General features: G+C 52.2%; 16 protein-coding genes. 15 read left to right on the forward strand and 1 reads right to left on the reverse strand.

Annotated features, from left to right (window positions below):
• Nucleotides 1-37: 37 nt before the first annotated feature.
• Nucleotides 38-1,867 carry a hypothetical protein gene (locus CVU71_16685; protein PKN17407.1) on the reverse strand — a complete coding sequence of 610 codons (1,830 nt, stop codon included), beginning with the start codon at nucleotides 1,865-1,867 and terminating at the stop codon, nucleotides 38-40.
• 614 nt (nucleotides 1,868-2,481) lie between these two features.
• Between CVU71_16685 and CVU71_16690 the strand changes: the two genes are divergently transcribed.
• The 15 genes from CVU71_16690 to CVU71_16760 form a co-directional block, all read left to right on the forward strand.
• Entirely contained in the window at nucleotides 2,482-6,237 is a 3,756-nt protein-coding gene (locus tag CVU71_16690) for a hypothetical protein (protein PKN17408.1), read from the forward strand.
• Entirely contained in the window at nucleotides 6,215-7,621 is a 1,407-nt protein-coding gene (locus CVU71_16695) for a Fis family transcriptional regulator (GenBank protein ID PKN17409.1), read from the forward strand. Before CVU71_16690 ends, CVU71_16695 begins: the two co-directional genes overlap by 23 nt.
• Nucleotides 7,622-7,952: 331 nt before the next feature.
• Nucleotides 7,953-8,342, forward strand: coding sequence for a hypothetical protein (locus tag CVU71_16700; protein ID PKN17410.1), 390 nt, complete (start codon nucleotides 7,953-7,955; stop codon nucleotides 8,340-8,342).
• A complete protein-coding gene (locus CVU71_16705; GenBank protein PKN17411.1) occupies nucleotides 8,339-8,677 on the forward strand; it encodes a hypothetical protein in 339 nt (112 codons plus the stop codon). Before CVU71_16700 ends, CVU71_16705 begins: the two co-directional genes overlap by 4 nt.
• A gap of 28 nt (nucleotides 8,678-8,705) precedes the next feature.
• Nucleotides 8,706-9,071, forward strand: coding sequence for a two-component system response regulator (locus CVU71_16710; protein PKN17412.1), 366 nt, complete (start codon nucleotides 8,706-8,708; stop codon nucleotides 9,069-9,071).
• On the forward strand, nucleotides 9,068-11,152 hold the full coding sequence (locus tag CVU71_16715; protein ID PKN17413.1) for a chemotaxis protein CheA: 2,085 nt from the start codon (nucleotides 9,068-9,070) through the stop codon (nucleotides 11,150-11,152). Before CVU71_16710 ends, CVU71_16715 begins: the two co-directional genes overlap by 4 nt.
• Before the next feature lie 239 nt (nucleotides 11,153-11,391).
• A complete protein-coding gene (locus tag CVU71_16720) occupies nucleotides 11,392-13,104 on the forward strand; it encodes a chemotaxis protein (GenBank protein PKN17433.1) in 1,713 nt (570 codons plus the stop codon).
• Between the two features lie 92 nt (nucleotides 13,105-13,196).
• Nucleotides 13,197-13,691, forward strand: coding sequence for a chemotaxis protein CheW (locus tag CVU71_16725; protein ID PKN17414.1), 495 nt, complete (start codon nucleotides 13,197-13,199; stop codon nucleotides 13,689-13,691).
• A gap of 170 nt (nucleotides 13,692-13,861) precedes the next feature.
• Nucleotides 13,862-14,686, forward strand: coding sequence for a chemotaxis protein CheR (locus CVU71_16730; GenBank protein ID PKN17434.1), 825 nt, complete (start codon nucleotides 13,862-13,864; stop codon nucleotides 14,684-14,686).
• Entirely contained in the window at nucleotides 14,673-15,266 is a 594-nt protein-coding gene (locus CVU71_16735) for a chemotaxis protein CheD (GenBank protein ID PKN17415.1), read from the forward strand. The genes CVU71_16730 and CVU71_16735 overlap by 14 nt, the downstream gene beginning before the upstream one ends.
• Complete coding sequence (locus CVU71_16740) at nucleotides 15,253-16,329, forward strand: chemotaxis response regulator protein-glutamate methylesterase (protein PKN17416.1); 1,077 nt, start codon at nucleotides 15,253-15,255, stop codon at nucleotides 16,327-16,329. Before CVU71_16735 ends, CVU71_16740 begins: the two co-directional genes overlap by 14 nt.
• Nucleotides 16,330-16,334: 5 nt before the next feature.
• A complete protein-coding gene (locus CVU71_16745; GenBank protein ID PKN17435.1) occupies nucleotides 16,335-16,709 on the forward strand; it encodes a response regulator in 375 nt (124 codons plus the stop codon).
• A gap of 21 nt (nucleotides 16,710-16,730) precedes the next feature.
• On the forward strand, nucleotides 16,731-20,354 hold the full coding sequence (locus CVU71_16750) for a hypothetical protein (protein ID PKN17417.1): 3,624 nt from the start codon (nucleotides 16,731-16,733) through the stop codon (nucleotides 20,352-20,354).
• 93 nt (nucleotides 20,355-20,447) lie between these two features.
• A complete protein-coding gene (locus tag CVU71_16755) occupies nucleotides 20,448-20,843 on the forward strand; it encodes a response regulator (GenBank protein PKN17418.1) in 396 nt (131 codons plus the stop codon).
• Nucleotides 20,844-20,943: 100 nt separating this feature from the next.
• Nucleotides 20,944-23,102: hypothetical protein (locus CVU71_16760; GenBank protein PKN17419.1), on the forward strand; the 2,159-nt coding region annotated here is incomplete at its 3' end.

The following is a 23,102-nucleotide window of genomic DNA, read 5'->3' on the forward strand; positions in this document are numbered from 1 at the left end:
GCCGCAACGAATTAACGCCTGATCCGCGTAAGCGGAATTAAAACAGCTCGACATTATCGCCCAGGTCGTCGCCGCCGCCGGCCCCGCCCTGCTTTGCCGCGGGCGGAACCTTTTCCATCCGGGCGGCCATCACCGGATTTGATTTTTCAACATACCCCGCAGCAGAAGCCAGATGCGTCGCCCTTTCGCTGTGCATGGTATATTTCTTCGACAAATCTTCCAAAAATCCGTTTTTTTCGCGCGCAGGTCTTTTTCCCCCGCCCGTCATCATTTTATTGACCGCTGCGTTCAGGTATGCCGCGACTTTCGTGAGCGCCGAACTTATTTTTTCATGAACATGAATTCCGCCCAGTAAATGCCCGATATCCCCGGCCAGCAGAACGCCGGATTGTTCGATATCCGGCAAAAGCGCGGCAATCTCCAGCTCTATCTTTTTCAGGGGGCCGAGCATGGTGAGAAAGTCCTCATGAACCTGAGCCAATTGATCGCTGCCGCCGGTACCCGCCATACCGGCCAGCTCTCTGGCGTTTTCCACAACCGTCTGAAGATCCGACATGATTTTTTGCACCATCAACGACGTTTCCTGAGACAACTGATGGATGGATTCCGCGAGCACCCCCAGCGTGGCCCCCTCGAAACCAAGATGCGCCGCATGCACGCGCGCATTAAGCGCCAGTCTTTGCATTTCGATACCGATTTTTTCCATATCCTTTACAAATACGGACATTCCCATGGCCGTTTGCGACAGGGCGGACATAGCCGCCGTCAAATCCTGCTTGATCCGCGCAACATCACCGGCGGAATCGGCAAGCGCGTTGACATCTTTTTCCATCTGAACAAGAAATGCATCTTTTCTGCCGCCATCCTGACCGGTAAAGGATATGATTTTTCCGGAAATGTCTGCTGCGTCTTTCGCAACGAAGCGCAGGCTTTGCATCATCCGCTCCACGGCAGAGCTTAAATCATGATCCGCGCTTTGCAGTTGCGCCGCCTGCAAATCAAACGTACCGGCAATCAAATCCATTTTACGACAGACGCCTGATGAAACGCCTTTTTCTTTTCTCCACTTGTCGAGTTTTCCGGGAAGGCAGGCAAGCGCTTCCCGGGTATGGTCCACCCGCTGGCGGGTAATGTCATGAAATTGCAATGACTGAACCACCTCGCCGACATTAAGAGAAATACGCTGCCACGTTCCGGAAATATCATGAATCGTTTTGGACGATGCGGCGTTCTGCTCCGCAATAGCCGACAAATTAGCGCCGATTTTTTCGAGAATCATTTTACCCTGAACCTGCTGACGGGAATCACAGGTTTCAATTAAAACGATGTTCCGGTTCAAAGATAAAACAGCGGACTGAGACTGATCGGCCAGAGTCTTGATCAGTTGTTCGATCAGTTTGGCGAGCCTGCCGACATCTTCAGACAGTTTATAAAATGATGTATCGGAAAGCCCCAGGCGCGCAATTTCAATCTTGATAAAATTGCACAAAACACTCAGATTGCGGACAACTTTTTCAAAGTCCGCAAGCGGTTGCCCGAGCCTGTTAAAATGATTCAAGATGACGCGGATGGTGTCTTTTTCCGCCCGCATGCCACCGGACAGATTTTCGGCAATGGTCGATATCCTGTTGAATCCTTCCCGGACGTCATCCATCTCCTGGCCGGAAATCCTCCCCGCGATTTGCGCTGCCGTATTGGAAATCTTGTTCGCCCGTTGGTGAAACTCCTGTATTTTTTCTCCAATGGACAGAAACTCCCGTTCTGTTGAAGAAACAATTGTTTCCAGAACATGAATATGGGGACTCAATTCATTAACAACTTGCTGCGGACCGTTAAAATGAATTCTTTTCAGAAATTCGGTAATCATGGATGGGTGTCCTTTTCGCGCAGACGTAATCCGTCTTATACGGCAATGTTAACGGAGGAATTCTCCACCGGCCAGTTTCCGGCAAATTCCATCATTCAGATGGAGCAAAGCATTTAAAATGCCATAAAATAGTTTGATGACTAAAAAAATAAAAGCACAATGAAATCAGGTTGCAAAAGGCATCAGCGGCTTCGCGCTTCAGAAACGCTGATATTTTTTATCGCTGATTGTTCGGGTTCTTTCCGATGATTGAAGAATAATTCCCGCGCAACAGGATATTGGATTAACAAGGATTTTGTCTTGACTCTCGCGAAGCAGCCGTATAAAATAGTAAATATTTCATTTCAATCCTGACATATAAACAGTTAGCGGATTAGCAAAACAGTTCATTTCCACTGATCAATGACGGGTTAACTATGAACGAGTTAAACCATGCCCCTTCCGCGCACACACTTTATCATCATTCTTATTTATGGCGATCAATGCCCGTCAACCGGCTTTGCGGGGCTTTGCCTCCCGTAAACGATGCAAGGTCAGCTTAATCAGAAGCTGAAACCCTGTTTACCATCATCCTGTTTTAAACGTCCTGGCAAGACGTCACGGCAAAAGAAAAGATGGCGAATGAGGATATGAAAAAACAAAATAAGACAACCAGCCGGACTACTGCGGGCAATGAAAATAATGCCATGTCCATGACCGGACGGGAATTCATGGAACAGGCCCTGCGGGAAAGCGAAGAAAAGTTTTTCAGCGCTTTTCAGCACAGCCCGGCCATGATGGCCTTATCCTCATTTTCCACGGATCGATTAATAGATGTTAATGAGGAATTCCTCAGAGTCCTGGGATATTCCCGCAGGGAAGTCATCGGCAAGACGCCGTCTTATTTAAACCTCTTTGTGTCTCAGGGGCAAAGGGATGAAATAGCACGGAGGCTCAGAGAGCATAACAGAGTTCAAAATGAATATGTTCAGGCAAAAGACAAAGCAGGAAAAATCATTGACCTGCTCTGGTCGGTGGAAAGCATTCATATCGGAAACCGTGAGTATCTGATCTCATCGGCCATGGACATCACCGAACGCAAGCAGGCGGAAAACAAGCTTTTAGAAAGTGAAGAAAAATACCGCCTGCTGGTTGAAAACAGCAGCGAAGCGATTTTTATCGCACAGGACGCCGGGCTGAAATTTGTCAATCGGGCAACCCTGGATCTGGTGGGGTTTTCGGAACAGGAACTGCTGTCGGCGCCCTTCAGGGATTTTATTCATCCCGAAGATCGTGAAATGGTCTATGCATCCTATCTGCGCCGGTTAAAAGGCGACGGACCTCCCGCGGCTTATATTTTCAGGGTTGTCGACAAATCAGGAAACATCAAGTGGGTGGAGATACATGCCGTTGTCGTTTCCTGGGAGGGTCGGCCGGCCACCTTAAATTTTCTCTCGGACGTCACGGAGCGGCGCAAGGTGGACCAGGCCCTCTCAAACAGCGAGGCGCGCTACCGCAGCATCTTTGAAAACATTCAGGATGTCTATTATGAAGCCGCCTTCGATGGAACGATCCTTGAATTGTCACCAAGCATCGCCAGATATACGCCTTATCAACGGGAACAACTCATCGGATCATCCGTCTATAATTTTTACGATTTCAAACAACAAAGAAGAAAACTGCTTGATCTGCTGTTCAGTAAACACAAGGTTACGGACCATGAAATTCAGCTGACCGACAAGAATGGCATTGTGCTGCCCTGTGCGATTTCATCACAATTAATCTTTGATTCAGAAGGAAAACCATTAAAAATTGTCGGGACAATCCGCAGCATTGCCGAGCGCAAAAAAATGGAGCAGGTTCTCCGGGCCAGTGAAAAGCGTTTTAAGACGGCTTTCTATACCAGTCCGGACGCCATCTGCATCAATCGGCTGGAAGACGGCCTGTACGTGGACATCAATGAAGGCTTTACGTTGTTGACGGGTTTTACGCGCGAAGATGTTATCGGAAAGACGGCAGGCGAAATCAGCATCTGGCGTAATCCGGCAGACAGACGTGAACTGCTGAGAGGCTTGAAAGAAAAAGGATACTATGAAAATCTCGAGGCGGAGTTTTGCCACAAAGACGGTTCAATTCATACCTCCCTGATGTCCGCCAGAATCGTGGAACTGCAAAATGAGCTGCACCTGCTCTCCATCACCAGGGAAATCAGTGACCGGAAAAAGGCGGAAAGCCGGCAGGTGTTTGTCAATCAGCTTCTGGGATTGATTAACTCCGGATATGAACCGGATGATTCGATCGGCCGCATTGCGCTTTTGATCAAAGAGTTTACGGATATTGAAGCCATCGGTTTGCGTGTTCAGGAGGATTGCGACTATCCTTATTACGAAACCAGAGGGTTTCCGGATGCCTTCATCCAGGCGGAGAATTCCCTGTGCAGCCGCGATGAGCATGGCGAAATCATTCATGACGCCCAGGGTGACCCCTACCTGGAATGCATGTGCGGAAACATTTTAAAAGGCCGGACAAATTCATCGCTGCCTTTTTTCACCGCGGGCGGCAGCTTCTGGTCCAACAACACGACAAACCTTCTGTCCTCAACCTCCGATTCCGACCGCCAGACGAGGACCAGAAACCGCTGCAACGGCGAAGGCTACCAGTCCGTGGCCCTCATCCCGCTTCGATCCGGTGACCGCATTATCGGCCTTCTTCAATTCAACGATAAACGGACCAATCGTTTCACGCTGGACATGATCGAGTTCTTTGAAAAAATCGGAGCCGCCATCGGCATTGCCGTCCATCGTAAGCAGGCAGCGGACCAGCTCAAAAAAGAAGAGGAGCGGTACCGGACGGTTGCCGACTTCACCTATGATTGGGAGTACTGGATGGATGAAGACGGTTCATACCGTTATGTTTCGCCTTCGGTAGAAAGGGTCACCGGTTACAGCGCCGATGCCTTAATCAAGCATCCCGCCTTGCTGGAAAAAATGATTCATCCCGATGACCGCCGGATGGTAATCCATCATGTCCATGATCCCCATGATCATGACTGTCCGTTTGATTTTCGCATTATCCGGAAAAACGGCGAGGAACGCTGGATTGCCCACAGGTGTCAGCATGTCCGTAACGACGCGGGAAAAGCCTCAGGCTGGCGGGGCAGCAACCGCGACATTACCGACCGTAAACTGATGGAAGCCCAGCTTATCCAATCGCAAAAAATGGAAGCCATCGGCACGCTTGCCGGCGGGATTGCCCACGATTTCAACAATATTCTGGGAGCCATCATCGGATACGCGGAAATGGCGCTAGACGAGATAGCGGCAGGCAGCGCATCTCCGGAATGCGTCGAACAGATCCTTAAAGCAGGCGAGCGGGCCAAGTATCTTGTCCAGCAGATTCTGGCCTTCAGCCGCCATGCCAAAGTGGAAAAAAAGCTTTTGATGATTGTTCCGCTCATCAAAGAAGTTGTTAAGCTTTTGCGTCATGCCCTGCCCGCCACCATCGGCATTAAAGAGGATATTCACATCAGAGACGGTTTCATTTTAGCCGATCCGACGCAGATCCATCAGGTCTTGATGAACTTGTGCACCAATTCCGGCCACGCCATGCGGGAGCATGGCGGTACACTGACAATCAGTTTAAGACAGGCGGTGTTCGCTTCCGACCGGATATGCGGCCACGACTGGCTGAAAGCCGGGTCTTACCTGGAGCTGAAAGTGACGGATACCGGCCACGGCATTGATCCTTCCATCATCGATCACATCTTTGAACCATTTTTTACCACCAAGAAACAGGGCGAAGGAACCGGCATGGGCCTGTCGATCGTCTATGGCATCATTAAAAGCTGCGACGGCAGCATCAGCGTGGAAAGTCGACCGGGAGCTCAGACCATTTTCACCATTTACCTGCCCCAGCAGCAGCCGGCAACCCTGGCGGCGAATGATCCGGCTCCGGTTCAGAAGGCGGGCGGAACGGAAAAAATATTATTGGTGGAAGACCGGGACGATATGCTTCGTATGATGCACAATATGCTGACCCGCTTGGGATACGGTGTTACGGCCAGACAAAATCCGCTGGACGCCGTGGTGCTCTTCAAATCCGATCCAGCCGCTTTCGACATGATTATCACCGATCAAACCATGCCCCATCTGACCGGCGCCGATATGGCGAAAGAAGCTTTAAGCATCCGGCCCGATATTCCGATAATACTTTGCACGGGATTCTCAGATCTGGTATCTTCGGAAGAAGCCAAGGCCATGGGAATTCGTGAATACCTGTCCAAGCCGATTGTGACCCGTGAACTTGCCAGGGCCATTAGAAATATATTTGATCATGAAAAAACTGAACTGGGAGAGGACTTAAGACCGGATGGCAAGAGTTCTGATAATTGACGATGACCAGGGCATGTGTAAAATGCTGTCCCGTAAAATCAAATCCATGGACCATGAGGTGGATTACGCCTATACCATAGAGGAAGGCGTCACCATGATGAAAGCCACCCCCTATGACGTTGCCTTTCTCGATGTCCACCTGCCCGACGGCAATGGGATCGAAGCACTGCCGCTGATCAGAAAAATATCGCCCGCCAGTGAAGTCATCATCATGACCGGACTGGGCGACCATCAGGGCGCTGAATCAGCCATTAAAAACGGCGCGTGGGACTATATTGAGAAACCGTCCACAGTCAACCTGATGGTCCTGCCCCTGGTCAGAGTCCTGCAATACAAAGAAGCATCAACCGCACCGAAGACCCGATTAACCGTCAAACGAGACGGAATTATCGGCCAGAGCCAGGGAACCAGAAACAGCCTGGATCAGATAGGCCAGGTGGCCGCATCCAACACCAATGTCCTCATTACCGGTGAAACCGGCACAGGAAAAGAACTGTTTGCCTGGGCCATTCATCAGAATTCTCCCCGGGCCAGCAAAAATTTTGTCATCGTGGATTGCACCATTCTGACGGAGACGCTGGTGGAAGGCATGCTGTTCGGACATGAAAAAGGCGCTTTTACCAGCGCCGACCGGATGCGCGAGGGATTGATCGAACAGGCGGACGGGGGAACGCTTTTCCTTGACGAAGTCGGTGAACTTCCCTTCTCCGTGCAGAAATCATTTTTGCGTGTGCTGCAGGAACATCGTTTCCGGCCGCTGGGCAGCAAGCATGAGTTATCCAGCGATTTTCGCCTGGTGGCGGCAACCAACCGTGATCTCGATAAAATGGTTGCCCACGGCGAATTTCGTGAAGACCTTCTTTTCCGCATCCGTTCTTTCGTGATCGGACTCCAGCCGCTGAGAGAACGTCTGGACGATATCGAGGAGCTGGTCACCTATAAAATCGGCATCAATTTCGAACGCCACGGCACAAAAATGATGAGCCCCTCTCCCGATTTCTTGCAGGCGCTCACGGCCTACGACTGGCCCGGCAATGTAAGAGAATTATTCAGCACCGTCGAGCAGGCCATCATTATGGCGGGAAACCGTTCCGTCTTATTCCCCAATGATTTGCCCAGCCACATCCGCATTAAACTCTCCCAGTCACAACTGAGCAGAAAAGACGTGCCGATCCCGCGGGAGGGAAACATTTCCGGTCCGGGTTACGGCCGTGCCAGACTGCAGGACGTCCGGGACGCCGCCGTGGAAAGCGCGGAAAAAGAATATTTAAATGAATTGAAAGTCATCTCCGGAAACAATATCGACAAAGCCTGCGCCATTTCCGGCCTTTCCCAATCCCGCCTTTATTCGCTCCTGAAAAAATACGGCATTAAATTTTCGTAACACATCTCGTATCTCGTATCTCGTCGTTCGTCGCTCGTCGCTCGCTTGCCACCCGTAAAACGAGATACGAGCTACGAACTACGAGATACGAGCGACGAAACACGATTCTTCTTGCCGCATAATAATTATTTCTCAAAGCACAGGAAAATTCGCCCTCCCCGGGGCGCATCAGGCCGTCCGGCAAGGCTACTCTGCCGTCATGATAATCAATCATAACTTCAATAACTTATCATAAAAGTCTTCATCATTTTAACAGCTGGCATCTTTATTGCGGTCACCTCTTTTCGTACTGCCTATTTCTATTGGCTACCGGGTGAAGGAGCATGGTTCAATGAACGTATTTTTTCTCTCCGACATGAAGGGTGACACGAAGAAGCGGCTCCAGAGAGTATTGGAGTACATGCTGCCGAAAAAAAATATCCAGTATATCAAATCGGTCAGGGAGCTTGAAGAAAATCTGCGCAAATCATCCCATAAAATGTCGCTGGCTGTCATCCTGCAGGTCAGCAAGGCAAAGCTTTCCAGTCTCCTGCCTATTAAAGCACTGCTGGAAGACACAAGCATCATCCTGATCTTAAACGATAAAGACGATGAGACCATTGCTCTGGGACATCGTTTGCGGCCCCGGTTTATGACCTGCGCGGACAGCGATTTTCTGGATGTCGCATCCGTCTTAATAAAAATGAAAGAGAAAATGCTGCAAGATGAGGCGCGCAAATGACCTTCTTCAGGGAAAAAGACGATGAGTGCGGCAGGCTGGCGCTGGAAGGCGAACTGACCCTGGAGCATATCCGGCAATTGCATGAAGACCTGCAAAGTTCAATGGAGAACGTGCGCGAACTGGATGTGGATATTTCAGGCGCCGTGGAAACAGACCTCTCCTTTCTGCAGTTATTGTGCTCGGCCCATCGGACAGCGGTGAAAACAGGCAAGACATTGCATCTGACCGGAGACATTCCGGAAGTTGTGCGGCAGGCAATGGAAGACAACGGCTATTCCCGCCAAAACAGCTGCGGCCTCGATGCCGGCCAAACATGCCTGTGGATGAAAAGATAACAGGGAAAATCTTTCAGAGGTGAAAAAAATGAGCAAAGTCATTATGACGGTGGACGATTCCGCCTCGGTAAGACAGATGGTCGCCTTTACCCTGAAGCAGGCGGGTTTTGATGTTCTGGAAGCATGCGATGGACAGGATGCCTTAAACCGGATGGCCGGCGCCGCCGTACACATGGTGATCACCGATTTGAACATGCCCAGGCTGGACGGCATCGGTTTAATCAAGGGCGTCAGGGCTCAACCGGCTTATAAATTTATTCCCATTGTCATGCTGACAACCGAGTCTCAGATCGAAAAGAAACAGGAAGGCAAAGAAGCCGGTGCAACCGGGTGGATTGTCAAGCCCTTTAAACCGGATCAGTTGTTGGCGGTTGTCAGAAAGGTGCTGGGATGATGGATCCGCAGACCGATGTATTTAAAGAGGAAGCGTTTGAATTATTGACCGAGCTGGAAGGTTCTCTTCTGGCGCTGGAAAAGACGCCGGATGACGCCGACCTGATTGCCGGGATCTTCCGGTCCATGCATACGATAAAGGGATCAGGCGCCATGTTCGGGTTTGACGAGGTGGCCTCCTTTACCCACAATATCGAAACCGTCTATGACCTGCTCAGAAATAAAAAAATTGTCGCTGATAAAGCGCTGATTGACCTGACGCTTGAGGCCTGCGACCGGATTCGGCAAATGATAGAGGGCAAAGAGGAAATCCGCCGGGAAAAAATAGAGGAACATGCGGCGGCCTTCAAGAGATTTATCCCCGCGATGAAAGAGGACGCCCCCTGTAAGGAAAAGCCCTTCAAAGCGGAGAGCGGCGCTCAAAAGGGCCGGCTCACCGCTTACCGTATTTGCTTCGCGCCGGATGTCAATATCTTCAGCCGCGGAACCAAACCGTCCCTGCTTCTTTCGGAACTGCGCGATCTGGGCAAGTGCACGGTCATGGCCCGGACAGACCGTATTCCCGGGCTCGACGAAATTGATCCGGAAGGCTGTTACACATCCTGGGACATCGTTTTAACCACCAGCCGTGGAATAAACGCCATCCGCGACGTCTTCATCTTTGTGGAAGATGAGAGCTTATTGAAAATTGAAGTCATTGACGAAGAACCGGATGATGAACCCCGGGATTACAAAAAGCTGGGAGAAATCCTGGTGGAAAGAGGATACGCGGACAGGGATGTCATTGATACGGTTTTAAGCAGCCACAAAAAAATCGGCGAACTGCTGGTTGAATCGGGAATTGTCGCCCCGGACAAGATTCAGGCGGCCTTGGCGGAGCAGCAGCTCATCAGGGAAGCAAAAGAAAAACGTCAGAGCGCCGATACGGCGGCCACGATTCGTGTGCCGGCCAGGAGACTGGATAATCTCGTCAATCTGGTGGGAGAGATGGTAACCGTACAGTCCCGTTTATCCCAGATGTCTTCAAGTCTGAATCATACCGATCTGATGCTGGTGGCGGAGGAAGTGGAGCGGCTGGTTGCGGAGCTGCGCGACAACACCATGAGCATCCGCATGCTGCCCATCGGCAATACCTTCAGCAAATTCAAGAGACTGGTTCACGATCTGTCGGCGGAGCTCGGCAAGGAAATCAGCCTGGTCACCGAAGGAGGCGAAACGGAGCTGGACAAAACGGTTATCGAAAAGCTCAATGACCCGCTGGTCCATCTCATTCGGAACAGCATTGATCACGGCATTGAATTACCCGCCGAGCGGGAGGCCCGGAGCAAACCCAGAACAGGCACGGTCCGGCTGGCTGCCGAGCATTCCGGCGCAAACGTTCTGATCCATATCGAAGACGACGGCGCGGGCATCAATCCTGACAGGGTCCGGGCCAAAGCCCTGGAAAATAATCTCATCTCTCCGGATGCCAATCTTACGGAAAAAGAAATTTTCTCGCTGATTTTTGCTCCGGGTTTTTCTCTGGCCAAAACCATTACCAGCGTTTCGGGCCGCGGCGTGGGTATGGACGTGGTCAAAAAAAGCATCGATGCCCTGAATGGAACCATCGATATTTCAAGCCGCCCCCCTGACGGCACAAAGATCACCCTCAAGCTGCCCCTGACGCTGGCAATCATTGACGGTCTGCTGGTCAAAATTGCCTCCTCGTTTTTTATTATTCCCCTGTCCGCCATTGAAGAATGCGTGGAGTTGACGGATGCGGACATTTCCAGAGCGAATGGTAAAAACATGGTTCATATCCGGGGCGAAATGGTTCCCTATATCCCACTTCGGGAACGTTTTGGAATGGATGGAAAACGTCAACCCATCGAGCAGATCATCATCAACCGGGTTGGAGACGAACGGATCGGCCTGGTGGTGGATCAGGTCATCGGAGAACATCAGACGGTCATCAAGAGCCTGGGGAAATTCTACAAACAGACCAGAGAATTATCAGGCGCCACCATCCTCGGGGATGGAACGGTCGCTCTGATCATCGACATCCCGCAATTAATGCAAAGGGCCGTTGCCGAAGCCCGTTAGAATAGAAAATTTTATACCGGAGAAATCCGCATAATCAACTGACAGGGGAAACCATAAAAAACAAATGGCCTTAGTTTTGCCCAAAAGGGCCAAATAAAACAAAGGAGCCTTATGATATGTTATCAAGACTGAAACTATCAACCAAGCTGTTCTTGCAGGTGGCCATCATTCTGATCTGTTGTTCACTGGTGCTGGTCTGGACTTTTTTACAATTCAGAGAACGTGTTTTTCAGGAAAAGATGGTGGCGACGAAGCACGTCGTTCACGTGGCTTACAGCCTTGTCGCTCAATATGATGAAAGCGTAAAGAAAGGCGAACTGAAACTGGCGGACGCGCAAAAACGGGCCATCCGGGACATCCAGAATTTACGCTACGCCCAGAAGGAATATTTCTGGATCAATGATCTGACCCCCAGGATGATCATGCATCCCTTCAATGCGGCTTTGAACGGCACTGATCTGTCGGACAACAAAGACCCCAGCGGGAAAAGATTCTTTATGGAAATGGTCAATGTGGCCAAGGAAAAAGGGGAAGGCGTGGTGGAGTATCAGTGGCCGAAAGCGGGGGAAACAAAACCCTCCGATAAAATTTCCTATGTCGCCCTTTACAAACCCTGGGGATGGATCATCGGCTCGGGAATCTATGTCGATGACGTTCAAAGAGAGCTGGCCCAGGTGTCGTACATCATCATGGGGGTCATCATCCTGGTCATCCTGGGCAGTTTGCTTCTCGCCTTCCTGGTGACACGAAGCATCACCGTGCCGGTTCATAAAATGGTCGCCGTATCCGAAAAGCTCGCGACCGGCGACATTGACGTTCAGGTGGACGTTGATTCCAGGGATGAAATCGGCATGCTGGCGCAGGCCTTTCGTCTGATGATTGAAAATATCAGGCAATCGGTAAAATCCGCCGCCCGGGTCGCGGAGGGAGATCTGACCGTTGAGATCAAACCGAAGTCGGAAAAAGATCTGCTGGCGGTCAGCATGCTCAACATGGTGACCAGACTCAGGAACATTTTTCATGATGTTAAATCGGCGGCCGACAATGTGGCATCCGGCTCAGAACAGTTGAGTGCGTCCTCTGAACAAATGTCGCAGGGGGCAACCGAACAGGCGGCGTCCGCCGAAGAAGTGTCCTCTTCCATGGAACAGATGATTTCCAATATCAAGCAGAATGCCGACAACGCCCAGCAGACGGAAAAAATTGCCATCAAATCAGCGCACGACGCCAGGGAGGGCGGCAAAGCCGTCGGCGACACCGTCAGAGCAATGAAGGAAATCGCCGGCAAGATTTCCATCATTGAAGAGATCGCCCGCCAAACCAATCTGCTGGCGCTGAACGCCGCCATTGAAGCGGCGCGCGCCGGGGAGCACGGCAAGGGATTTGCCGTGGTGGCTTCGGAAGTCCGCAAGCTTGCGGAACGCAGCCAGACGGCCGCCGGAGAAATCAACAAACTGTCGGCCAGCAGCGTCCAGGTCGCCGAACAGGCAGGCCAGATGCTGGACAGGATGGTGCCGGATATTCAAAAGACCGCCGACCTCGTTCAGGAAATCAGCGCGTCCAGTAAAGAACAGGATACCGGCGCCGAGCAGATCAATAAAGCCATCCAGCAGCTTGATCAGGTCATTCAACAAAACGCTTCCGCCTCCGAAGAGTTGTCCTCGACCGCTGAAGAGCTGTCCAGTCAGGCCCAGCAGCTGCAGGAAGCGGTTTCCTTCTTTAAAATCGAGGAAGGAGACGGCGGCGTCTCTCACAAATCAACTCCGGCGGGAATCCTGAAACTGCGGCCGGATCATCATGCATCAAAGGGCAATCCCGGTCATTCCAGACTGCTTGCGGCGCCGGGCAAGCACGCCCTGCCCCAGTCAACCAGGCTGTCGGAAAGCTCAGGCATTCGTTTGAATATGGCTGAGAACATGGATCGCCAGGATGCGGAATTTGACAGGTATTGACGGACAGGGAATCAAAGTGAACGGCTGCTGTCTTTTATGAAAGCCATCGCTCATCGGAGCGCCGCAAAAGCGGTCGGAAGGGAGAAGAAGAGATGACAACATCCAAAATAACCGAAGTTCGGCAGTATTTGACCTTTAAACTGAATGAAGAGATCTTTGCTCTGGATGTGGGATCGGTCCGGGAAATACTGGATTACACCAATATCACCAAGGTGCCGCAAACACCGGAGTTTATGAAGGGCGTCATCAACCTGCGGGGCGCCGTTGTCCCGGTTGTCGATATGCGGCTGAAATTCAACATGCCGGCGCAGGAGCGGACGGTAGACAGTTGCATCATCGTGGTGGAAATAACCATTGACAGCGAACAAACCGTGCTGGGCGCTCTCGTCGATTCCGTTCAGGAGGTCTTTGAGATGGAACCCGGCCAGATCGAACCTGCGCCCAGAATCGGCACAAAGCTGAACACCGACTTCATTCTGGGCATGGGAAAACGCGATGATCGCTTTGTCATCATTCTGGATATCGATAAAGTCTTTTCCCTGGAAGAGATGAATATCGTAAGCGCGATGAGAGGTGAAGCCGTCTGATCGCATAAGTCAACCACACAATCCGCTCCCCTGCCTCCCGCTGAAAGTCGTTCCCTCCTCTCCTTTTTCTTTCAGCGGGAGTCGTCCTTCGGGCATCAGCAAACCGCGGTGAGGGAGAGCCAAGGAAATGAATATTGCAGGAAACAGGACAGGACATAGCGGTCAGGGAAATGACCGACTCGGAATTCTTCCGCATCGGCGAGTTTATTCAGAAGCAATGCGGCATCAAAATGCCGTTGTCCAAGAAAATCATGGTTCAGGGACGCCTGCACAAGCGTGTGCGCCTGCTTCATCTTCCTTCTTTCGGCGATTATGCCGATTATGTTTTCAGCCCCGCAGGAACCGAAGAAGAACTCTATCACATGATCGACGCCGTCACGACCAACAAGACCGATTTCTTCCGCGAATCCAAACATTTTGATTTTCTTACCGCTCATGTGCTTCCCCGCGGCGGCGAAATGTATTCCACGACCCGTCATATGCAATTTTGGTCAGCCGGATGCTCCACGGGCGAAGAGCCTTATACGCTGGCCATGGTTCTGGCCGAACATGCCCGGAGACATCCGTCATTTCATTTTTCAATAACGGCCACGGATATTTCCACAAAAGTTCTGCGCCAGGCCGCCACGGCAATTTATCCGCACGATAAAATCGAACCGGTGCCCATGGCTCTACGCAAACAATATCTGCTGAAAAGCAGGAACGGCCGCGACGTACGTATTGCTCCCGGACTGCGCGCCTGCGTTAAGTTTGCACGGCTCAATTTCATGGATACCCGCTATGCAATGCCAGACGCGTTCGATGCCGTCTTCTGCCGCAACGTCATCATTTACTTTGACCGCCAGACCCAGGAGGCCATTCTGCAACGGATCTGCCGGCACCTGGCGCCGGGCGGTTATCTGTTTATGGGCCATTCTGAAACGCTGAACGGGATGAATCTGCCTCTGCAGCTCGTAACATCGTCCATCTACAGGAAACGCCATGACGACGCATAAAATCCCCCCTGCCCATCTCTATCTGAAGCCCGGTGAAATGTCGATTCTGGAAATGCCGACGCTCGTGACCACCATTCTCGGCTCGTGTGTGGCGGTGACCCTCTACAACCGGCGTCTGGAGGTCGCGGCGATCAGTCATGCGCTTCTGCCGCACTGCAAAAGACGCACCTACAAAAATAATGTCCGTGACCTTTTGCACGGCGAGTGCGCGCGGTGCTCCGATGCATTCAAATATGTGGACTGCGCAGTTTCCATGATGATCGAAGCTTTTTCCCGCTTCGGCATCACCGCGGATGAAACACAGGTGCAACTTTACGGCGGCGCGAAGATGATTGCCGCGCCAAAGCAGCAGGGCGGCATGGAACCGGTCGGCCTGCAAAATTCCAACGTGGCGCAAAAAGTTATTGCCGATCACGGCCTGACATTGTACGCTTACGACATCGGCGGAGCAGCGGGCCGGAAAATCAGCTTTAACACAAAAACAGGAAATATCGCGCTGCACAAAGCGGTCAGGAATGCCCCGGAGAATCAGCCGGCGGATCTAAAACGACCGGAGGACAAGTTCCATGGTAAAAAATAAGAAAATCCGCGTACTGGTCGTCGACGACTCCGCCGTGGTCCGGCAAACCATTACGGAAATACTCAATTCCGATCCGGACATTGAAGTTATCGCGACGGCCGCGGATCCGATCATCGCCGCACAAAGGATGCAGGAACAAATTCCCGATGTCATCACGCTGGACGTGGAAATGCCGCGGATGGACGGTATCACTTTTTTGCAGAAAATCATGAGCCAGCATCCGCTTCCGGTCGTCATCTGCTCATCACTGGCGGAAGAAAATTCCGCGACAACCCTCAGGGCGCTCGAATACGGCGCGGTGGATATCATCCGGAAACCGAGGCTCGGCACGCGACAATTTCTGGAAGAGTCGAAAATCCGCATCTGCGACGCCGTCAGGGCGGCGGCCCAGGCCAGGCTGCGGCGCTCCTCCGCGCGTCCGCTCGTCGAACCGAAGCTGACGGCGGACGCAATGATGCCCAAACCGAAGACAAACGCGATGGTGGAAACAACGGAAAAAGTAATTGTGGTCGGCGCGTCCACCGGCGGCACGGAGGCCATCCGCGTTTTCCTGGAAAAACTGCCGCCGGATTCGCCCGGCATCGTCATCGTCCAGCATATGCCGGAGAACTTCACCAAATCGTTTGCCGCCCGCCTCGACTCGTTGTGCCGCGTCTCCGTGAAGGAAGCGGCCGACGATGACACGGTTATGACGGGACGGGCGCTGATCGCTCCCGGCAACTATCATATACTGCTCAAGCGCAGCGGCGCGCGCTACTATGTGGAGGTCAAAGCGGGGCCTCTGGTATCCAGGCATAGGCCATCCGTGGATGTCCTGTTCCGCTCCGCCGCCCGCTACGCCGGGCCCAACGCCGTTGGCGTCATCATGACCGGCATGGGCGATGACGGCGCCAAAGGCATGCTGGAAATGAAAGAAGCGGGCGCCTGTACCATCGCCCAGGACGAGGCCACCTGCGTTGTCTATGGCATGCCTCTGGAAGCCGTCAAGCTAGGAGCGGTGGATAAGATATCCCCTCTGGAAGCCATTGCCGACAAGGTGCTCCGGCAATGCAGGGAAAAGTGAATGCCATGAAGCGTATTCTGGTGATTGACGACGACGACACACTCAGAGCCATGCTCAAAAGACTTTTTTGCGCCGCCGGGTATGACGTGGCCGTCGCCGAAGACGGGATGGAGGCGATCCGGATTCAGCAGGCCCGGCCTTTCGATCTCATCATGACAGACCTGGTGATGCCCGAAAAAGAAGGGATTGAAGTCATCATGGAATTTCGTAAAAAATATCCGGCTACAAAAATCATTGCCATGTCCGGCGGCGGACGGATCCATCCGGATCAGTATCTCGAGCTGGCCAGAAGTCTGGGCGCTCAGAGAGCGTTTACCAAACCGTTCAAGGCCAAAGAAGTTCTGGCAGCGGTAAAAGAACTACTCAAAGACGAAGGTTGATTAATATTTCACGAGGATGAAATGGGAATACCCCTGCGAATTCTGATGATCGAAGATACGGCAAAGGATAGTTTGCCGCTATTGAATATACTCATGGAAGGCGGCTATGAACCCGACTGTCTGCGGGTGGCAACACCTGCGGGCATGCGCGACGTCCTCTGGAATAAACCGTGGAACATCATTCTAATGAACGACCGGCCCGTCGCGGAAGTGCTGGCTGCTCTTGCCCTGTTGAGAGAAGTCGATCTCGACATTCCCCTGATCATCATTTCCGGCGCCGCGACCGAAGAAACGGTTGCCCGATGCATGCGGATGGGCGCCCGCGATTATCTCCGCAAGGAAAATCTGTCGGGGCTGCCCTCGGTCATAGCCAGAGAACTGGCTGATGCCGAAATGAGGATTTTGAGCAGACAGGTGGAACAGGAATGGCGCAGAAACTGGGAAAAATACCGGCTCATCGCTGAAACCACCATGGACCTCATTGCGATTACGGATCTCGAATTCGAGATGAAATATATCAATAAAGCCGTCAGAACGCTGCTGGGAGGCCTTGATCCGATCGGTCTTAACCTCACCGATTTCACGCCGCCTGAACTGCATCCTCTGCAGCAGGAGATGATGCGGAAAAGACGGAATGGATTCAGCGGGGTTTTATCTTTTGAATGGCAAATCGTGGACGCAACAGGCAAGCTGCTGATCATGGATGTACAGTCGCAGCTGCTCACGGAAAACGGATCGCCGGCCGGCGTGTTATTTGTCGCCCGCGATATGACCGAACTCAAGCAGGCCCAGGAGGCGCTGAAGAAAGAAAAAGAAAATCTGGATGCCATTTTCGATTCTTCACCCATCGGCATGCTGGTGCTCGATGCCGATCTGAACATTGTCCGGATCAACACGGCCATAGCGTCGCTGGTCGACGGACGGCCCCTGGAAATGCTGCAGCACCGCCCCGGCCGCGCGATGGGCTGCCTTCACAGCAAACAGGATCCGCGCGGCTGCGGCTACTCACCCTCCTGTCCGCTTTGTCCGCTGCAAAGCGGTGTGGCGTCGGTTATCGGCACGGGTTCTCCCCTGCGCGGCGTCGAGTTCGCCATGAATTTATCCCGCCAGGGAAAGATCCATGAAATCTGGGTGCGGGCGGGCGCCGAGCCGATCAATCTGAATGGAAAACGACATGTGCTGGTGGCTCTGGACGATATCACGCGGCGGAAAAAAGCGGAAGACGAGATACGGCAGTCGGAGGAAAAATATCGAACCATTATCGAATCCATCCATGACGGATACTTTGAGACGGATCTGGCCGGCACCATTACTTTCGTTAACGACGCGGCCTGCAGAAATCTCGGCTACAGCCCTTCGGAATTGCTGGGGATGAACAGCACACAATTCACCGACGAAAGAAACGCCAGAGCGGTTTACAGGGTATTCAATAAAGTCTACCAAACGGGGGATCCCGCTAAGGGCTTTGACTTTGAAGCAATCAGAAAAGACGGCACTAAATTTTATCATGAGATATCGGCGTCCCTGATCCGGAATTCAAGGGGCGAACCGACCGGGTTCCGGGGTATTTCGCGCGACATCACAAAACGCAAGCTGGCGGAGGAAGAAATGAAAAAAGCCAAAGCGGCCGCGGAATCCGCCAACGCCGCCAAAAGTGAATTCCTCGCCAACATGAGCCACGAAATCCGCACACCCATGAACGGTGTGATCGGCATGAGTGACCTGCTTCTGGATACCCGGTTGACCGACGAACAGCGTCAGTTTGCCGAAATCATCCGCAAGAGCAGCGCCTCTCTGCTCACGCTGCTTAATGATATTCTTGACCTGTCCAAAATCGAGGCGAACAAACTCGATCTGGAAAAGCTGGATTTCAACCTGCGGATAACCATCGAGGACATTGCCGAAATGGCCGCCATCACCGCTCAGGACAAGGGTCTGGAAATCGCGGCGTTTATGGAGCCGGATGTGCCGACTCTGCTGACAGGCGATCCCGGACGCCTGCGTCAGGCCATGATTAACCTGACCGGTAATGCCGTGAAATTCACGCCAAAGGGACAGGTGATTATCAGGGTGTCCCGCGTCCTTGAAGACGACCGGTCCGTTACCCTGCGCTTTACGGTCTCCGACACCGGCATCGGCATACCGCCAAACCGGATCGAAGCCCTTTTTTCTCCTTTTGTCCAGGCGGACAGTTCCACAACGCGTAAGTACGGCGGATCGGGGCTTGGCCTGGCCATCACGAGGCAGCTGGCCGAATTGATGGGCGGCAGAGCCGGCTGCAAAAGTGAAGAGGGAAAAGGGTCCAGCTTCTGGTTTACCGCCGTCTTCGAAAAACAACAGGAAGCCCCGGAGGTGCAGACGGATATCTTTGCGGATATCAGCGGCGTGAAAGTTCTGGTGGTGGACGATAATGCCGTAAGCAGGCTGCTGGCGATGACGTTGCTGGCCGATTGGAAATGCCGCGCCGTTGAAGCCCGGGATGGCCACTCGGCCCTGGCCGCCATAAGCAAAGCTCTGCGGGAGAAAGACCCTTTTCAGATCATTCTTCTGGACATGATGATGCCCGGCATGGACGGAGAAGAACTGGGCCGTCAGATCAAAGAAACCCGGGCGTTAAGCCAAACCCGGATTATTATGATGACCTCGGTCGGCAAAAGGGGTGAAGCATCACGTCTGGCGCATCTTAAATTTGATGGATATTTCACCAAACCCATCCGGCGATCGCATCTTCATGACGCCATTGCCCTGGCCATGAGCCCGGAAAGAAGCATCGGCGATGTTTCTCCGGAGCGCATCATTACCCGGCACACCATCGCCGAATCGCGCAAAACCGTCATGAATATTCTGGTGGCGGAGGACAACCCGACCAGTCAGACCGTTGTCCTGGCATTGCTGACAAAACTCGGTTATCATGCTGATGTTGTCGACAGCGGCAGCAAGGCCATTAATGCCCTGAAACATGCTTTCTATGATCTGGTGCTGATGGACTGCCAGATGCCCGAAATGGACGGCTACGAAGCCACTCGCCTCATCCGAAGGCGGGATACAGGCGTGCTGCAGCCCGATATCCCCATCATCGCCGTCACAGCCCATGCGCTGACGGATGACCGGAGCAAGTATCTGGACGCTGGCATGAACGATTATCTGGCCAAACCCGTGCAGCTGAAAACGTTGGCGGAAATCCTCTCCCGGTGGCTGACGAATACCAATGCCCGAGGAGCAACACCGGACAAATCAGGACATCCGCTGAAGATTAGATTGCCGGAACAATCCGGGATTATTTTTAACGAAGAGGGAATGCGGGAACGGCTCATGGAGGACGCTGAACTGGCGGGCGCCGTCATTGACGGATTTCTCAAGGACATGCCCGGTCAGATCAATATCCTGAAAATTTATCTGGAACAAGGCGATATTGCCGGAACAAGACGGCAGGCTCACACCATCAAGGGAGCGGCAGCCAACACCGGAGCGGCGTCTCTGGAGAGAGCGGCCGCAAAAATTGAAGAGGCGGCCGGGAAAAAAAATTTGAAAGAAGCCGCCTTATTGTTTCCGCGGCTTGGCGAGCAGTTTGACCTGTATAAAACCGCTCTGGATAAATCACAGTGGATCAACCACCGCGCAGCAGGCGGCCGGGATATGAAATGAACGTGCTTATATCGCAGCCCGCTTTGGGCGAATGAACGCTCGTCCCGCAACTGCGGGACTAAAATCAAACTGGAAAGGGAAGGAGACCGTGTCATGAAAATACTGATTGCTGAGGATGATTTTACCAGCCGGTTGCTGCTTCAGAAAATTCTTTCCGCATACGGCGAATGCCACATTGCCGTCAACGGGAAGGAAGCGATGGATGCCTTCGGCCGCGCCCTGACGGAAGGCAGCCCTTATCATTTGATTTGCCTGGACATCATGATGCCGGAAATGGACGGAATGGAGGTGCTGAAGACCATCCGTGCCATGGAGGAGGAAAATGGCGTCAATTCCAGTACGGGCGTTAAAATCATTATGACGACAGCCCTGGGCGATCCCAGAAATGTCGTCGGCGCTTTTAAATCGCTGTGCGACGCTTATCTGGTCAAGCCGGTGAACAAATCAAAGCTGCTGGACTACTTGAGATCATTTGGATTGATTACGTAAACAAGATTACAGCGATTAAATAACCAGATTACGACGATTCCTTAATCGCTGTAATCGTTTTTCTGAATCGCTGTAATCCTCTTCTCCGAAGGAGCAAAAGATGTCAACGCCTCTGCGGGTCCTGATTGTTGAAGATGCGGAAGATGATGCTCTGCTGATCGTGCGCGCATTGAAAAAAGGCGGTTACGATCCCGACTGTCTGCGGGTCCAAACGGCTGCCGCCATGCAAGACGCCCTCCGGGAGAAGCCATGGGATCTCGTTTTATCCGACTACCGGCTGCCCGAATTCAGCGGGCTTCAGGCCGTTGCCCTTTTGAAGAACACCGAACTCGATATTCCCCTGATTATCGTTTCCGGAGCAATCGGCGAAGAGAAGGCTCTGGAATGCATGCGAATGGGCGCCCGTGACTACATCCGGAAGGAAAACCTGTCGTTGCTGATCCCGGCTGTTGAGAGGGAACTTAATGAAACTCAAATGAGAACTTCTCTCAAAAAGGTGGAAGCTGAATGGCAAAAGAGCTGGGAAAACTACCGCATGATCACGGAAACGACCCACGATTATATCCTGATTTTAGACCTGGATAATACCATCAGATTTGCCAACAGGGCCGCACGGGATATTGCGGCAGGCATTGAACTCATCGGACGGAACATCAGCGACTTTATCCTGCCTTCAAAACACGCCGAACAGCAGGAAAGGATGAAAAGACGGCGGGAAGGATGGGATGATCTTTCTTCCTTCGAGTGGGAATTTCTGGATTTGACCGGCAAAACGCTGATTATGGATGTGCAGTCCCAGCTTTTAAAGGAAGACGGAAAGCCCTCAGGCATCTTGTTTATTGCCCGCAACATTACGGAGCAAAAGCACGCGAATGAGCGGATCCGGCAATCGGAGGAAAGATACCGGTCCATCATTGAGCAAATGGAGGAAGGGTATTTTGAAACGGATCTGGCCGGCAATTTTATTTTTTTTAATGACGCGGAATGCCGCAACCTGGGTTATTCGCGTGAAGAATTAACGGGGATGCACTGCCGGCAATTCACGGACGAAAAAAACGCCGCGGCGGTTCATGAAGCATTCAAAAAAATCTATCAAACAGGCATCGCGCTTGCGGACTATGCCCTGGAAATTATCAGAAAAGACGGGACAAAAGCTTATAACGAAGTATCGGCGTCTCTGATCAGAGATGCCCTGGGCAAACCGGTCGGTTTCCGGGGAACGGCCCGGGATATTACCGAACGCAAACGGGTGGAAGCAGCTCTCAAGGAAAGCGAGGATAAATATCGTCTGGTTGTGGAAAATGCCCGGGAAGCGATCATGATCATTCAGGATGCGAAACTGGTTTTCCTGAACCGCATGGCCATGGAGATGACCGAATATTCCGGGACAACGGAAGAATTGCCTATCGGCAAATTTATTCATCCCGATGATCGTGATCATGTGATCAATAACCATTTCAGGAGGCTGCAGGGAGAGAGCTTTCCCTCTATTTATTCGTTCCGCATGCTCAATCAGAAAGGTCAGGTCATCTGGGTGGAGCTTAAGACGACTTTAATCACCTGGAAGGGAAGACCGGCAACCCTTAATTTTTTAATGGACATCGCTGACCGCATGGCGTCGGAAGAAGCCATCAGGCAATTGGTCGAGCGCTTTGATCTGGCCACGCACGCCGCCAATCTCGGCGTTTGGGACAGAGACCTCCTGAACCATCGCACCGTGTGGAATGACCGGATGTATGAACTTTATGGCGTAAATAAGGAAGATTTTCCCGATACGCAGGATGCCTGGGTCCGCAGACTTCATCCGGATGATGTCATTCCGACGTTACTGGAAATTGATAAAGCGTTAAACGGTGAAAAAGATTACCAGACAGAGTACCGGGTGATCCATCCCGACGGCACACTGAAATATATCCGGACATACGGCATGGTGACCCGGGATGCCTCGGGCAGGCCCCTGCGCATGACCGGCGTCAATTTTGACGTTACCGAACGCAAACACGCCGAAAATCAATTGCGGGAAAATGAATATAAGTATCGCTCCCTGTTTACGCAGATCAGTGAAGGCTTTGCGCTCCATGAAATCATCTGCGACGACAACGGCACTCCGGTTGATTACCGCTTTCTGAATATTAATCCGGCGTTCGAAAAAATGACGAACCTCCAGGCGGATGATGTGATCGGCAAATGCGTCCGTGAGATATTTCCCCAAACAGGAGTCTATCGGCTTGAAAAATACGGGAAAGTCGCCCTAACCGG

It is taken from the genome of Deltaproteobacteria bacterium HGW-Deltaproteobacteria-6, assembly GCA_002840435.1.
Classification (GTDB): domain Bacteria; phylum Desulfobacterota; class Syntrophia; order Syntrophales; family Smithellaceae; genus UBA8904.

Bases quoted from the DNA above. Each gene is read 5' to 3' on its own strand.
- CVU71_16735 (PKN17415.1), top strand. From the start codon at position 14,673: ATGACGACGCATAAAATCCCCCCTGCCCATCTCTATCTGAAGCCCGGT.
- CVU71_16720 (PKN17433.1), top strand. From the start codon at position 11,392: ATGGTGGCGACGAAGCACGTCGTTCACGTGGCTTACAGCCTTGTCGCT.
- CVU71_16705 (PKN17411.1), top strand. From the start codon at position 8,339: ATGACCTTCTTCAGGGAAAAAGACGATGAGTGCGGCAGGCTGGCGCTG.
- CVU71_16750 (PKN17417.1), top strand. From the start codon at position 16,731: ATGGGAATACCCCTGCGAATTCTGATGATCGAAGATACGGCAAAGGAT.
- CVU71_16715 (PKN17413.1), top strand. From the start codon at position 9,068: ATGATGGATCCGCAGACCGATGTATTTAAAGAGGAAGCGTTTGAATTA.
- CVU71_16730 (PKN17434.1), top strand. From the start codon at position 13,862: ATGACCGACTCGGAATTCTTCCGCATCGGCGAGTTTATTCAGAAGCAA.
- CVU71_16755 (PKN17418.1), top strand. From the start codon at position 20,448: ATGAAAATACTGATTGCTGAGGATGATTTTACCAGCCGGTTGCTGCTT.
- CVU71_16690 (PKN17408.1), top strand. From the start codon at position 2,482: ATGGCGAATGAGGATATGAAAAAACAAAATAAGACAACCAGCCGGACT.
- CVU71_16685 (PKN17407.1), bottom strand. From the start codon at position 1,867: ATGATTACCGAATTTCTGAAAAGAATTCATTTTAACGGTCCGCAGCAA.
- CVU71_16695 (PKN17409.1), top strand. From the start codon at position 6,215: ATGGCAAGAGTTCTGATAATTGACGATGACCAGGGCATGTGTAAAATG.
- CVU71_16710 (PKN17412.1), top strand. From the start codon at position 8,706: ATGAGCAAAGTCATTATGACGGTGGACGATTCCGCCTCGGTAAGACAG.
- CVU71_16740 (PKN17416.1), top strand. From the start codon at position 15,253: ATGGTAAAAAATAAGAAAATCCGCGTACTGGTCGTCGACGACTCCGCC.
- CVU71_16725 (PKN17414.1), top strand. From the start codon at position 13,197: ATGACAACATCCAAAATAACCGAAGTTCGGCAGTATTTGACCTTTAAA.
- CVU71_16745 (PKN17435.1), top strand. From the start codon at position 16,335: ATGAAGCGTATTCTGGTGATTGACGACGACGACACACTCAGAGCCATG.
- CVU71_16700 (PKN17410.1), top strand. From the start codon at position 7,953: ATGAACGTATTTTTTCTCTCCGACATGAAGGGTGACACGAAGAAGCGG.